This window comes from Serratia sp. root2 (assembly GCF_031931805.1).
Taxonomy (GTDB): domain Bacteria; phylum Pseudomonadota; class Gammaproteobacteria; order Enterobacterales; family Enterobacteriaceae; genus Serratia; species Serratia inhibens.
Window position 1 is genome coordinate 121,992 of record NZ_JAUJXB010000002.1, and the last position, 15,025, is coordinate 137,016.

The window sequence follows — 15,025 nt, forward strand, 5'->3', positions numbered from 1 at the left end:
CTAGCTATTTTCGATTTAAATCAGTTTGGTAAGATTATTCTCAAAATACCTGTTTACAATTATGGTTTCATTTCCTTACATCATTTATTCCCACAATTTTTGCTGTGAAAATGCACTTTATAATGAAAATAATCGTAACCATATGTTTTAAATCATAAAAGCAAGAAACCTCCCGTTTTAATCCCTTCACGCCAGATTCTGCCGCTCTTCCTAAGGATAAAAATCAGCCAACGGCAATAAATAAAAATATTCAGCTACCCAACAAAACGCATGCAGAGGAGTAAACTATAAAAAACGGAAAAATCAAGAATTAACAACTGTAATCAATAAAATTAACAGAGTATCAACCAGCAGTTACGGAGATTACGCCATGCTTTCGCCTGTCTCTTATTGGCGCAGCGCCGCCGCCGATACTTTTGCGCTGGTGGTGTACTGCTTCATCGCCGGTATGGCGATAGAAATCCTGGTTTCGGGCATGAGTTTTCACCAATCACTTTCCTCCCGCCTGGTGTCGATCCCGGTGAATATCCTGATCGCCTGGCCCTATGGGCGCTACCGTGACCTGTTTATTCGTCTCGCGAAACGCTTTCAGCGCGGGCAATGGCTACTGCGCAACCTCGCCGATTTACTGGCCTATGTCAGTTTTCAATCACCAGTGTATGCTGCCATATTGTGGAGCGTAGGTGCAGACGGGCAGCAAATTATGACTGCGGTGGCCGGGAATGCAGTGGTATCGATGGCGATGGGCGTAGCCTATGGCTACTTTCTTGAATACTGCAGAAAGCTGTTTCGGGTAACCGGCTATGTGTAAAGCGAAGAGGCAGGCAGGAAGCAACGTAGCCATCCTGCCTGTAGTATTTATTTACGGCTCAGACTACCGCGACGGAACAGATTACGGCGAATGCGCGTCAGGCCCGGTTTAGGCTTGCGCGGCTCATCCAGGCTGGCCAGCACCAGTTCCAGCACCCGTTCAGCTACATCACGGTGGCGCTGCGCTACCGCCAGTACCGGGCACTCGAGAAAGTCCAGCAGTTCGTGATCGCCGAAGGTGGCGATCGCCAGATCTGTCGGCAAGCGGCCGCGCTGTTTCAACGTCACATCCATGACTCCCTGCAACAGAGAGAACGAGGTGGTGAAAAGCGCCTGCGGCATCGGATGAGTTTTCAACCATTCAGCAAACAGTACGCCGGCGGCCTCGCGTTCATAACTGTTTGCGTACAGGTAATCGACAGGCCGTTCATCGCCTTCCCACGCCTGGCGAAATCCCTGCTCACGCAGGAAACTGACGGAAAGCTCCGGCAACGCGCCCAGATACAGCACCGACTCCGCCGGAAAAGTGCGAAGTTCTTGCGCCAGCGCGAAGGAATCCTCTTGGTCGGCCCCCACCACGCTGATGAAATGCTCGCGATCCAGTGCCCGGTCCAGAGCGATAATCGGCAAAGGATCCTTGGCCCAGCGCTGATAGAACGGATGTTCCGGCGGCAAGGCAGTGGAAACGATAATGGCGTCGACCTGGCGTTGCAGCAGGTGTTCAATACAGCGCATTTCGTTATCCGGCTGATCTTCCGAACAGGCAATCAATAGCTGGTAACCGCGCTGACGTGCCTGGCGCTCCAGATAGTTGGCAATGCGGGTGTAGCTGGTGTTTTCCAGATCCGGTATCACCAGGCCGATAGAACGCGTACGTCCGGCGCGCAACCCTGCCGCGACGGCATTCGGGTGATAGTTATGCTCCCTGACCACGGCCATCACTTTTTCGACGGTTTTATCGCTGACACGATACTGCTTTGCTTTGCCGTTGATGACATAACTGGCCGTGGTGCGCGAAACGCCCGCGAGACGCGCGATTTCATCCAGTTTCACGTTAACCCCTTAATGACGCTGAAAATAGAAGTGAAAGCCATGCTCGGATTAACCATCGCATCCCGTGCGGTTATTCAATCCAGCCTCTGCGATCTAACAGCAGAAAACACTGCCTAGCAACCGCTTTTGCCGAAAGGTGCCAGCAAACAGACAAAAAACACCTAAAAACAAAAGGCGCAGCCATGCCGCGCCCCTCAGATTATGCCAACATCACGCCTCAGCGCATGATTTTATCGCCGCGTGACACGCCGACGACGCCGGAACGCGCCACTTCGACAATTTCAGCCACTTCACGCACCGCATTGAGGAAAGCATCCAGCTTGTCGCTGGTGCCGGCCAGCTGAACGGTGTAAAGCGTCGCCGTGACATCGACAATCTGCCCACGGAAAATATCGGCGCAGCGTTTTACCTCTTCACGGCCATAACCGCTGGCCTGCAGCTTCACCAACATGATTTCGCGTTCAACATGCGCCCCCTGCACCAGTTCGCTGACGCGCAGCACGTCCACCAGCTTATGCAGTTGCTTTTCGATCTGCTCCAGCACTTTTTCATCGCCGACGGTCTGGATGGTCATGCGTGACAACGTAGGATCGTCGGTCGGCGCCACCGTCAGGCTTTCAATGTTATAACCACGCTGGGAGAACAGTCCTACCACACGCGACAACGCACCGGATTCGTTTTCCAGTAATACAGATAAAATACGTCGCATGATCAGGTCCTCTCCGTTTTGCTTAACCACATTTCGTCCATGCTTCCGCCGCGGATCTGCATTGGGTAAACATGTTCGGTCTCATCGACGGTGACATCGACAAACACCAGTCGTTCTTTCTCGGCCAATGCCTGAGCCAGTTTGCTTTCCAGCTCATCCGGCGTGCGAATGGCGATGCCAACGTGACCGTAAGCCTCTGCCAGTTTGACGAAATCAGGCAGGGAATCCATATAAGACTGCGAATGGCGGCCGGAGTAAATCATGTCCTGCCACTGCTTCACCATGCCCAAATAGCGGTTGTTGAGGTTCACCACTATCACCGGCAGGTTGTACTGCAACGCGGTAGAAAGCTCCTGAATGTTCATCTGGATGCTACCGTCGCCAGTCACGCACACGACGGTCTCATCAGGCAACGCCAGCTTCACGCCCAACGCTGCCGGCAGACCGAAGCCCATGGTGCCCAGGCCGCCGGAGTTGATCCAGCGACGCGGTTTGTCGAACGGGTAGTAGAGCGCTGCGAACATCTGGTGCTGGCCCACATCGGAGGTGACGTAAGCGTCGCCTTTGGTCAAACGATGCAGGGTTTCGATCACTGCCTGCGGCTTGATGGTACCGCTGTTTTTGTCATAACCCAGGCAATCGCGCGCACGCCACTGCTCAATGGACTGCCACCAATCGCGCAGCGCATCAAAGTCCTGCGCCTTATCGTCCTGCGCCAACAGTTCCAGCATCTGGGTCAGCACCTGTTTGGCATCACCCACGATCGGAATGTCGGCGTCGACAGTCTTGGAGATCGAGGTGGGATCAATATCGATATGCAGTACGGTGGCATCCGGGCAGTATTTTGCCAGGTTGTTGGTCGTGCGATCGTCAAAACGCACGCCGACGGCAAAGATCACATCGGAATGGTGCATGGTTTTGTTTGCTTCGTAAGTGCCATGCATACCGAGCATGCCGACGCTCTGGCGGTGCGTACCGGGGAAGGCGCCCAACCCCATCAGAGTGCAGGTCACCGGCAGATTCAGCTTCTCGGCCAGTTCCAGCAATTCTGCGTCGCAGGCCGAGTTAATCGCCCCGCCGCCAACGTACATGACCGGTTTTTTGGCCGACAAAATGGTTTGCAGCGCGCGCTTTATCTGCCCGCGGTGACCCTGCACCGTCGGGTTGTATGAGCGCATGCTCACTTCCTGCGGGTAGGCGTAAGGCATTCTGACCGCCGGACCAACGATATCTTTCGGCAGGTCGATCACGACCGGGCCCGGGCGGCCGGTTGAAGCCAGGTAAAAGGCTTTTTTCAGGATGCCGGGAATATCTTCGGTGCGCTTCACCAGGAAACTGTGCTTCACCACCGGGCGCGAAATCCCGACCATGTCGCACTCCTGGAAAGCGTCATAACCAATCAACGAGCTTGGAACCTGGCCGGAGAGCACCACCATCGGGATGGAGTCCATATAGGCGGTCGCAATACCGGTAATCGCATTGGTCGCACCAGGGCCGGAAGTCACCAGCACCACACCTACCTCACCGGTTGCGCGCGCATAGCCATCGGCCATGTGCACTGCGCCCTGCTCATGACGCACCAATATGTGATCGATTCCTCCGACCGTATGCAGGGCGTCGTAAATATCAAGTACCGCCCCGCCCGGATATCCGAATACATGCTTAACGCCCTGATCGATCAACGATCGGACGACCATCTCGGCTCCTGACAACATCTCCATGGGTTTGCCTCCAGGCTTACTTATTCTTGTCTGGCGCCGGAACGTAGCGCCTGTTGTGGGGCAATGCCCCAAAATTTTTGTGGATTGATTCTAACTGATTAACATAACGTCAGAATATTGGGCAGGCAAACGACAAAAAAGCTCAGCAATAGAGTGGTTATTGCCATGCAGCTGGGGATCAGGGGTTTACAAAAACAATGCACTAGCCTCTGGCGGATCAGGCTAGGCATTGTTTCGAGCAGGTAGGGAATTACAGAACTATATTAGGCAAGAATTATGCTGTTTTTTTAGCCGTGCACGCTGCCCGGCGACATCCTTAAGCCTGATCCCGGTACATCGAGTCAATTTCATGCTGGTAGCGCTGTAGAATCACCTTGCGGCGCAGCTTCAGCGTTGGGGTCAGTTCACCCAACTCCATCGAAAAGGCCGCCGGCAACAGGGTAAACTTCTTCACCTGCTCAAAGCGCGCCAGCTCTTTTTGCATGTCGCGCAAACGGCTCTCGAACATCTCTATAATGTGGCTATTGCGCAGCAGCTCAAGCCGATCCTGATATTTCAGATTGATGGATTTCGCATACTCTTCCAGAGACTCAAAGCTGGGCACTATCAAGGCCGAAACGAATTTACGCGCATCGGCGATGATCGCCACCTGCTCGATAAAGCGATCCTGAGCCAACGTACCTTCGAGCATCTGCGGGGCAATGTATTTTCCACCGGACGTTTTCATCAAATCCTTCAGACGTTCGGTAATAAACAGGTTACCGGCCTCGTCAATCGCACCGGCGTCACCGGTTTTCAGCCAACCGTCCCCGGTAAAAGAAGCGGCGGTTTCCAGCGGCTTATTGAAATAGCCACGCATCACAATGGGGCCGCGCACCTGAATCTCATTCTCTTCGGCAATGCGTACCTCAACCCCCGGCAAGGGTTTGCCGATAGATCCAAAGCGGAAATCGCCCTCTTCCCAGCAGGAAACGGTAGCGCAAGTCTCGGTCATGCCGTAACCATATTTGATGTTGACGCCCATCGCCTGGAAAAACAGAATGACATTGTCGTCAAGTTTGGCACCTGCCGCCGGCAAGAAACGCACCCTTCCGCCGAGGATGCCACGCAACTTGCTCAGGACCAGCTTGTCGGCCCAACGGTGGGAAAGGCTGAACAACTTACCCAACGGCTTACCGGCGCGCTCCTGCAAGAACTTGCGTTCACCGCAGACGATCGCCCAATGGAACAGCGCACGACGCAACCAGGGTGCGCGCGCTACCTTTTCGTGCACCGCGCTAAAGATTTTTTCATAGAAACGGGGTACCGCGCACATCAACGTCGGGCGTACTGCCGTCATGGCTTCACGCACCCAGTCAGTATTCGGCAGATACACATTCTGTGCGCCACTGTGCATGATGAAGAAGCTCCAGATGCGCTCAAATACGTGTGATATCGGCAAGAAGCTGAGGGAGACATCCTCCTCGTTCACCGTTAGCCGTTCATCATGCAGATAAAGCTGCGCGGCCAAATTGCTGTAATCCAGCATCACTCCCTTTGGCTCGCCGGTGGTGCCGGAGGTATAGATCAGGGTGAACAGATCCCGCAAATCGCATTCTGCAATGCGTTGCAGCAGTTGAGGCTTGAAGACCTCAACATCTGCCCCGCGCTCAAAGACGCTCAGGCGTTGAGCAATATCGCACCCGCGCAGATCGGTAGCATCGTCAAACGCGATGATATGTCTCAACTGCGGGCATACGCCACGCAGCGCAATGGCCGCATCCAACTGCGCCTGCTCGCCGACGAAGAGAATGCGGATATCCGCATCATTAATGATAAATGCTGCCTGGGCAGGCGTATTGGTGGCGTAAAGCGGTACGCTCACCGCCCGCAATTGCAGAATAGCCAAATCCGCCAGCGACCACGCCATGCAATTATTGGCAAAAATCGCGATGCGTTCTTGCACTTCTGTCCCCAGCGCCAGCAATGCGCTGGCGATGCGGTTAATGTGGGTATCGGCCTGCCCCCAGGTCAGCTGTGTCTCGCCATCAGGAGACCATTGGCGAAAAGCTGTGCGATCGGCACGATGGGAAACTTGGTGCTGTATACGATGAGTCAGATGGTATTGCAGCAAATTATTGATCATAGCGCTCTAAGCCTGAAATGAATCAAACAGTTAACCTTGAGCAGAGCATGTCACTCTGCATCTCAGCTTACACGTGTTTACTTTTTTTCGCGCAGTCTACCTACTCTCAAGCAGCGGGAAAAGAGATTTCAGCGTAGAAGTGTGAGCCAAAACTCAGCTTAACTTCATCATCCTTCAGATTGGACAAAGCGGCAGTGAAAAGATTTTATACCGACAACAAAATGCGGCCCCTGCGGGCCGGCGATTAAAATCAGTTTAAAACACCAATAAAAACAACAAATACAGAATATAAATTCATGTTAACTATTTTTCATAAAATAGACATGCTAACCATAAAAAAGTTATTTCCTCGACTAAAACCCAGAAACATCTTAATAAAAAGCAAGATAGTTCTTAGTTTTTAAACATGAGAAGAATCCCCTCATGGAAATGCTGTCTTTCTTTAGGATGAGTGCTTCCTGAATTCACCCTGGATTGCCGGCCTCAGTCAGAACGGATTTCATCCATTGATGCCCTTTATCGCGCTCAGAAGACTCATGCCAGGAAAGATAGCAGGTCGCTTTATTGTTTGCCGTGCATAAAGGAATCGCTTTTATTTTCAGTGATGCGGCTTGCTGCTGTACCAACCATGCAGGCGCGATGGCCACCATTTCCGTCTGGGAAACCAGGTTTAATACACTATATAAATCGGTACACTGCTGAGTAACGGCACGCCGCATGGCCTCCTCTATATAATAAGGCTTACTGAAAGCCCCATAACTTTCAAGAGAGACCACCGCATGTTGCTCAGATAAAACTTGCTCGGGCGTGAGAGTGGCCGTTATTCTCGGGTGCGCCTGTGCCACCGCCAACACCAGTTCATCGTCGAACAACGCCACACTACGAAACTCCGTCGAGTCAAAACGGCTGTAGCCAATAACAAATTCAACGTCCTGATAACGTAGCTGATGCTCAATATCATTGTTAATATATGACTTTATTTGCAAATTAAGTTGAGGGGCAATCAGTTTGACATGATTGATTATCTTGGCTCCCAATCTCAAATCAAGCGGACTGCAGAGAGACAGCGAGAAAGCCCGCGAACTGGTAAGTGGTTCAAACTCCGAGCCAGGCAACTCATTTTGCACCAATTGCAGCGCCTGACGCACCGGCCCAAACAACTGCCTGGCCCGCAGGGTGGGTTGTATCCCCCGCCCGCTACGCACGAACAGCTCATCATTGAACATCATCTTCAGGCGTGCAACGGCATTGCTCACCGCCGGTTGCGACATCCCCAAAGAAGTCGCGGCCCGCGTAATATTCTGCATTTGCATCACAGCGTCAAAAACAGTCAATAAATTAAGATCTACGCTGCGTAAATGAATGTCCGCAGGCTCTTTTACCATGGCAACTTCTGAATCATATTCAGCCATATATCACTCCACTAAATCCTGTGTAGATAATCCTATCCCTGTGCAGGACAAACAATGTGAAACCACACCGTGTTATTCCCACAAGATAAAATCAGTTATTCCTTCAATCGACCGATAGAAACCATCGCTATACTGCCGTGGCGCAAGCCGCATATGGGGTGCATATCAGAGAATTTCGCCGCAGCGGAAAAAAGGGCACCAAGACACTACGTCAAAATAGGTATAAAAATATTCAATACTATTAATAAGCGAAGTTTCAACTTTAATCCATACTATAAAAACATATCACTAACCGTCTAAAACAGATATTTACTTATGTAAATTTGGTTAATTTATTACTTTTCTCTTAACTGATAAATAAATCATATATTTTATAATGCAATCATTTACCAGGAAGATACCAACCCCTTATCCCTCCGACTGTCACATATCTTGACCGTTTCACGATAAATTTTAACGCAATAAGATGCAGAAGCAATTGCTGTAATCTATATTCGATTAATTTATGCTAAGTAGCGCGCAAAAACCTACCTATTTTTACGCTAACCAGATACGTTTTCACCGGATTATCCTCTACGGGTATCTTTGTCCAATTCACTGGTACCTGATTGCCCCTTTATTCAATCAGGTGTTGACATCGCCAGACCAATAACGTATCAAATTAGGAACGACACAATTTAAGAGAAGCTGAACCCTCATGATCCGTACTCACCGTCTACTAAGCCTACTACTTAACGCATCTTCTTTGCGCGGTATGCTGGTGGACAGAGTTCAGAGCTGATTCAGTCCCTCACTCATAACAAACCCGCGCTACTGCGCGGGTTTTTTTTTACCCGCTTAGCGTGAAATAAACACGATAAGGAACGCCCTGATGAGCCAACAAGTCATTATTTTCGATACTACTCTGCGTGATGGTGAACAAGCGCTGCAAGCCAGTCTGAGCGTAAAAGAGAAGATTCAGATAGCCATGGCACTGGAGAGAATGGGCGTCGACGTAATGGAAGTCGGTTTCCCGGTCTCCTCTCCGGGTGATTTTGAATCGGTGCAGACCATCGCCCGTCAGATCAAAAACAGCCGCGTATGTGGCCTGGCCCGCTGCGTAGATAACGATATCGACGTCGCCGCAGAAGCGCTGCGCGTCGCCGAAGCCTTCCGCATTCACGTGTTCCTGGCCACATCGACCCTGCACATCGAATCCAAATTGAAGCGCTCGTTCGATGAAGTGCTGGAGATGGCGGTACGCTCGGTGAAACGCGCCCGCAACTACACTGACGATGTGGAGTTCTCTTGCGAAGACGCCGGCCGGACGCCAATCGATAATCTGTGCCGTGTCGTGGAAGCCGCCATCAACGCCGGTGCCACCACCATCAATATCCCGGACACCGTCGGCTATACCACGCCGAACCAGTTCGGCGGCATCATCACCACCCTGTATGACCGCGTCCCGAACATTGATAAAGCCATTATTTCGGTCCACTGCCACGACGATCTGGGCATGGCGGTCGGTAACTCCATCGCCGCCGTACAGGCAGGTGCACGCCAGGTAGAAGGTACGCTGAACGGTATCGGCGAACGCGCCGGCAACACCTCGCTGGAAGAAGTGATCATGGCGATCAAAGTGCGCCAGGACATCATGAACGTGCACACCAACATTAATCATCAGGAAATCTTCCGCACCAGCCAATTGGTCAGCCAGCTGTGCAACATGCCAATTCCGGCCAACAAAGCTATCGTGGGTTCCAATGCCTTCGCCCACTCTTCCGGCATTCATCAGGACGGTGTGCTGAAGAACCGCGAAAACTACGAAATCATGTCGCCGCAGACCATAGGTCTGAAAGACGTGCAGTTGAACCTGACTTCCCGTTCCGGACGCGCTGCAGTAAAACACCGCATGGAAGAGATGGGCTATAAGGAACAGGACTACAACCTGGACACCCTGTACGCCGCTTTCCTGAAGCTGGCCGACAAGAAAGGCCAGGTATTCGATTACGATCTGGAGGCTTTAGCCTTCATTAACAAGCAGCAGGAAGAGCCGGAGCATTACAGCCTGGGCTATTTCAGCGTGCAGTCCGGCACCCACATTATGGCCACCGCCTCGGTGAAACTGATCTGCGGCGATGAAGAAAAAGCCGAAGCGGCAACCGGCAACGGCCCGGTCGACGCGGTTTATCAGGCCATCAATCGCATTACCGATTACCCGATCGAACTGGTGAAGTATCAGTTGACCGCCAAAGGCCAGGGCCGCGATGCGCTGGGCCAGGTTGATATCGTGGTGTCCTACAACGGCCGCCGCTTCCATGGCGTGGGTCTGGCGACCGACATCGTGGAATCCTCCGCCAAGGCGATGGTTCACGTATTGAACAATATTTGGCGCTCCCAGCAGGTAGAAAAAGAAAAACAGCGTCTGCAGCAAAGCAAACATCAAAATAATCAGGAAACGGTGTGAACATGACGAAGACTTACCATATTGCCGTCTTGCCCGGAGACGGAATCGGCCCGGAAGTAATGGCTCAGGCGCACAAGGTGCTGGACGCAGTGCGTCAGCGCTTTGATATCCGCATCACCACCAGCGAATACGACGTCGGTGGCATTGCCATCGATCGCCACGGCAGCCCGCTGCCGCAGGCTACCCTCAGTGGATGCGAGCAAGCCGATGCGATCCTGTTCGGCTCGGTGGGCGGCCCGAAATGGGAACATCTGCCGCCGGCAGAACAACCTGAGCGCGGTGCATTGCTGCCGTTACGCAAGCACTTCAAACTGTTCAGCAACCTGCGCCCGGCCCGCCTGTACCAAGGGTTGGAAGAGTTCTGTCCGCTGCGCGCCGACATCGCCGCCCGTGGTTTTGACATCTTGTGCGTGCGTGAGCTGACCGGCGGCATCTACTTCGGTCAACCGAAAGGCCGCGAAGGCCAGGGCATGCAGGAACGCGCCTTTGATACCGAGGTGTATCACCGCTTCGAGATCGAACGCATTGCGCGCATCGCCTTTGAGTCCGCACGCAAGCGCCGTAACAAAGTGACCTCTATCGATAAGGCCAATGTACTGCAAAGTTCCATTCTGTGGCGCGAAGTGGTGAACCAGGTTGCCAAAGACTATCCGGACGTATCGCTGTCACACATGTACATCGACAACGCCACCATGCAGTTGATTAAAGATCCGTCGCAGTTCGACGTGTTGCTGTGCTCCAACCTGTTCGGCGATATTTTGTCCGACGAATGCGCGATGATCACCGGTTCGATGGGCATGCTGCCTTCCGCCAGCCTGAACGAACAGGGCTTTGGCCTGTATGAGCCTGCGGGCGGTTCTGCGCCGGATATCGCGGGCAAAGGTATCGCCAACCCGATCGCCCAGATCCTGTCCGCGACCCTGTTGCTGCGTTACAGCCTGGGGGCCTCTGAGGCGGCCGACGCCATTGAGCGCGCCATCAACCAGGCACTGGAACAAGGTTACCGCACCGCCGATCTGGCCGGTGAGGGCAAGGCTATCAGCACCGATGAAATGGGTGACGTCATCGCCCGCTTTGTAGCTCAGGGGGCATAACATGTCGAAAACGTTATATCAGAAATTATATGATGCCCACGTGGTGTACGAAGCGCCGAACGAAACGCCGTTGTTGTATATCGATCGCCACCTGGTGCACGAAGTCACGTCTCCGCAGGCATTCGACGGCCTGCGTGCCATGGGCCGCAAAGTGCGCCAGCCGGGCAAAACCTTTGCCACCATGGACCACAACGTGTCCACCCAGACCAAAGACATTAACGCCAGCGGCGAGATGGCCCGCATTCAGATGCAGGAACTGATCAAGAACTGCGCTGAGTTCGGCGTTTCGCTGTACGACCTGAACCACCCGTTCCAGGGCATCGTGCACGTTATCGGCCCAGAGCAGGGCATGACGCTGCCGGGGATGACTATCGTCTGCGGCGACTCCCACACCGCCACCCATGGCGCCTTCGGTTCGTTGGCGTTCGGTATCGGTACCTCTGAAGTGGAGCACGTGCTGGCGACCCAGACCCTGAAACAGGGCCGCGCCAAGACCATGAAAATTGAAGTGACCGGCGTCGCCGCGGAAGGCATCACAGCGAAGGACATCGTGCTGGCGGTAATCGGTAAAACCGGCAGTGCCGGCGGTACCGGCCACGTGGTGGAGTTCTGTGGCAAGGCGATTGAAGCGCTGAGCATGGAAGGCCGCATGACGCTGTGCAACATGGCGATCGAAATGGGCGCCAAAGCGGGCCTGGTCGCGCCGGACGACACCACCTTTGATTATCTGAAAGGCCGCCAGTTTGCGCCTACCGGCGAGAACTGGGAACAAGGCGTCGCTTACTGGCGCACGCTGAAATCCGACGACGATGCCAAATTCGACGCCGTAGTAACCCTGCGCGCCGAAGACATTGCGCCACAGGTGACCTGGGGCACCAATCCAGGGCAAGTGATCGCCGTCAACCAGGCGATCCCTGCGCCGGAATCCTTCAGCGATCCGGTCGAGCGCGCCTCGGCCGAGAAGGCGTTGGCCTATATGGATCTGAAGCCGGGCATCAAGCTGACTGAAGTGCCGATCGACAAAGTGTTTATCGGTTCTTGTACCAACTCGCGCATTGAAGATCTGCGCGCGGCGGCGGCGATTGCCAAAGGGCGCAAAGTCGCCAGCGGCGTTCAGGCCATCGTGGTGCCTGGTTCCGGCCCGGTAAAAGCGCAGGCGGAAGCCGAAGGCCTGGACAAGATTTTTATTGAAGCCGGTTTTGAATGGCGTTTGCCGGGTTGCTCCATGTGCCTGGCGATGAACAACGACCGCCTGAATCCGGGCGAACGCTGCGCATCCACCAGCAACCGTAACTTCGAAGGGCGTCAGGGCCGCGGTGGGCGCACCCACCTGGTCAGCCCGGCGATGGCCGCTGCCGCTGCCGTTGCCGGCCATTTCGCCGATATCCGTGATATTCACTAAGGGGCACTACCGTGGCTAAATTTACTCAACATACCGGTTTAGTGGTGCCTTTGGATGCGGCCAACGTAGACACCGACGCCATTATTCCAAAACAGTTTTTGCAGAAAGTCACCCGCACGGGTTTCGGCCAGCACCTGTTCAACGACTGGCGCTTTCTGGACGATGCCGGCCAGCAACCGAACCCGGAGTTCGTGCTGAACAAACCTCGCTACCACGGGGCCAGCATTTTGCTGGCGCGCGAGAACTTCGGTTGCGGATCCTCACGCGAACATGCGCCCTGGGCGCTGACCGACTACGGCTTCAAAGTGGTGATAGCGCCAAGCTTCGCCGATATTTTTTACGGTAACTCGTTCAACAACCAACTGCTGCCGGTCACGCTGAGCGAACAGGACGTGGATACGCTGTTCAAGCTGGTGGCCGAAAACGAAGGTACCGAGTTTGTGGTGGATCTGGAAAATCAGACGGTGAATGCCGGAGGCAAAAGCTATCCGTTCGAGATCGACAGCTTCCGCCGCCACTGCATGATCCACGGGTTGGACAGCATCGGCCTCACGCTGCAACACGAAGCGGACATCTCTCGCTACGAGGCGCAACAGCCGGCGTTTCTGAACTGATCATCTTCTAATGCCCTAAATAATTGGAGCTGCGGCAAGGCGGCAAGTGAGTAAATCCCCTGGAGCTTAGCTAACTAAGTAACAGGGGTGCGCTTACGCAGCCAACACAGCGGCAGCTCCAAGTATCACGGGGATTACCAGTAACCCAACCACTTCCACCACGCCCCGCCGATCAAGATCCAGATCAGCAGGTTAATCACGCTCACCACAAAGCCGGTTTTCCACCATTCCCCCAGCGTCACATAACCGGAACCGAAAACTATAGGCGCGGTGCCGGTGCCATAATGGGTCAACGACATCATCAGTGAAGAGGCAAATGCCAGAATCAGCCCCAGCAGTGCCGGCGGTGCGCCCAATGTCATTCCGGCAGCCAGGAAGGCGGCAAACATGGCGGTAACGTGGGCAGTGGCGCTGGCGAAGAAATAATGCGAATAGAGATAGATGGCGGTTAGCAAGATGGCGCCGCCCACCCAGCTCATGCCCATATGGTCGATACCGCTGCCGACAGAGTGCGACAGCCAGTCAATCAACCCCAGCTTGCCGAGAAAGCTGGCCATCATCACCAGCGCGGAGAACCACACCACCGTATCCCAGGCTCCTTTGTGCTTGAGCACGTCCTCCCAGCTCAGCACACCGGTCGCCAGCAGTACGGCCAGACCGATCAACGCCGCGGTGGTCGGATTTACCAATAGCGCCGGGCCAAAGATCATCGCCGGAATGCCTGCCCACAGCGCCAACAACAGGGCAAACACCCCTAAAGTGATTTTCTCCGGCAGCGTCACCGGCCCCAACGCAGTGAGTTTTTCCCGCGCAAAATGCGGTGCGTCCGGCGTGCTTTTAATTTCCGGTGGGTACAACAGATAAAGCACCAGCGGTATGGCCACCAACGAACAAAGCCCCGGCACCAGTGCGGCGAGCGCCCACATCGACCATGACAGCTCCAGGCTGCCACCGGTGCCTTTGGCGATCAGACTGACAATCAAAGGGTTAGACGCGGTGGCGGTAATGAACATCGCCGAGCTCACCGGGTTGATATTGTAATTCACCAGTGCCAGATAACGACCAATCTTGCCGGAACTGTTCAGCTCCGGCTTGGATCCGAAGCTGTCGGCGATCGACTTCATTATCGGATGAATAATCCCGCCGCCACGTGCGGTATTACTCGGGGTAACCGGTGCCAAAGTAAGTTCCGCCAACGTCAATGCGTAGGCAATGCCCAGCGTCTTTTTGCCGAACAAGGAAATAAAATAGTACCCGATCCGCGAGCCCAACCCGGTTTTGTTGAGGCTAAAGGAGATCATGATCGAGAAACCAATCAGCCAAATCAGCTGATTGGAAAAACCGCTGAGCGCATCCTCCAGCGCCGCCCCCGGCTTGCCGGGATTAGTCACGCCGGTGATCGCCACCAGCGCAATGGCCACGACAGAAACGGCGCCAATCGGCATCGCCTTGCCGATGATGGCGATGATAGTGCCGATAAACAACGCCAGCAGATGCCAGGCATTGGGCGCAACCCCTTCTGGAACCGGGATAACAAACCAAATAAGCAAAGCGGCGGCAACGGCACACAGAGAGGGGACGGGTTTGAGCGGTGTTAGTTTGTCCATGGCATACCCAAATGGTCTAAACGGATCGGCAT

General features: G+C 54.0%; 11 protein-coding genes. 5 read left to right on the plus strand and 6 right to left on the minus strand.

Features of this window, described 5'->3' with window-relative positions; all coding sequences use genetic code 11:
* The first annotated feature begins 370 nt into the window (after positions 1-370).
* Positions 371-811, plus strand: a complete 441-nt coding sequence (locus QZQ97_RS14285) for an L-alanine exporter AlaE (protein WP_311994013.1) — start codon at positions 371-373, stop codon at positions 809-811.
* 47 nt (positions 812-858) lie between these two features.
* On the opposite strand, the gene cra is transcribed toward QZQ97_RS14285, so the two are convergent.
* The 5 genes from cra to leuO form a co-directional block, all read right to left on the minus strand.
* The gene (gene cra / locus QZQ97_RS14290; protein WP_004950124.1) at positions 859-1,863 is read right to left on the minus strand and encodes a catabolite repressor/activator; all 1,005 of its coding nucleotides are present in this window, start codon (positions 1,861-1,863) and stop codon (positions 859-861) included.
* A gap of 217 nt (positions 1,864-2,080) precedes the next feature.
* The gene (ilvN, locus tag QZQ97_RS14295; RefSeq protein ID WP_004950121.1) at positions 2,081-2,572 is read right to left on the minus strand and encodes an acetolactate synthase small subunit; all 492 of its coding nucleotides are present in this window, start codon (positions 2,570-2,572) and stop codon (positions 2,081-2,083) included.
* A 2-nt stretch (positions 2,573-2,574) separates the two neighbouring features.
* On the minus strand, positions 2,575-4,293 hold the full coding sequence (gene ilvI / locus QZQ97_RS14300; protein ID WP_311994014.1) for an acetolactate synthase 3 large subunit: 1,719 nt from the start codon (positions 4,291-4,293) through the stop codon (positions 2,575-2,577).
* A 316-nt stretch (positions 4,294-4,609) separates the two neighbouring features.
* On the minus strand, positions 4,610-6,418 hold the full coding sequence (locus QZQ97_RS14305; protein ID WP_311994015.1) for an AMP-dependent synthetase/ligase: 1,809 nt from the start codon (positions 6,416-6,418) through the stop codon (positions 4,610-4,612).
* Positions 6,419-6,882: 464 nt separating this feature from the next.
* Positions 6,883-7,830, minus strand: a complete 948-nt coding sequence (gene leuO, locus QZQ97_RS14310; RefSeq protein WP_311994016.1) for a transcriptional regulator LeuO — start codon at positions 7,828-7,830, stop codon at positions 6,883-6,885.
* A gap of 871 nt (positions 7,831-8,701) precedes the next feature.
* Here leuO and leuA point away from each other — a divergent pair.
* From leuA to leuD, 4 genes are read left to right on the plus strand one after another with little or no spacing between them, the layout of a single operon-like run.
* Positions 8,702-10,276, plus strand: a complete 1,575-nt coding sequence (gene leuA, locus QZQ97_RS14315; protein ID WP_311994017.1) for a 2-isopropylmalate synthase — start codon at positions 8,702-8,704, stop codon at positions 10,274-10,276.
* Positions 10,277-10,278: 2 nt separating this feature from the next.
* Positions 10,279-11,370 (plus strand): 3-isopropylmalate dehydrogenase, encoded by a 1,092-nt coding sequence (leuB, locus tag QZQ97_RS14320; RefSeq protein ID WP_311994018.1) that lies wholly within the window; start codon positions 10,279-10,281, stop codon positions 11,368-11,370.
* Between the two features lies 1 nt (position 11,371).
* A complete protein-coding gene (gene leuC, locus QZQ97_RS14325) occupies positions 11,372-12,772 on the plus strand; it encodes a 3-isopropylmalate dehydratase large subunit (RefSeq protein ID WP_006317581.1) in 1,401 nt (466 codons plus the stop codon).
* Between the two features lie 11 nt (positions 12,773-12,783).
* Positions 12,784-13,386 (plus strand): 3-isopropylmalate dehydratase small subunit, encoded by a 603-nt coding sequence (gene leuD / locus QZQ97_RS14330; RefSeq protein ID WP_311994019.1) that lies wholly within the window; start codon positions 12,784-12,786, stop codon positions 13,384-13,386.
* 134 nt (positions 13,387-13,520) lie between these two features.
* Here leuD and QZQ97_RS14335 read toward each other — a convergent pair whose 3' ends face one another.
* Entirely contained in the window at positions 13,521-14,993 is a 1,473-nt protein-coding gene (locus tag QZQ97_RS14335; protein ID WP_311994020.1) for a DASS family sodium-coupled anion symporter, read from the minus strand.
* Positions 14,994-15,025 lie beyond the last annotated feature (32 nt).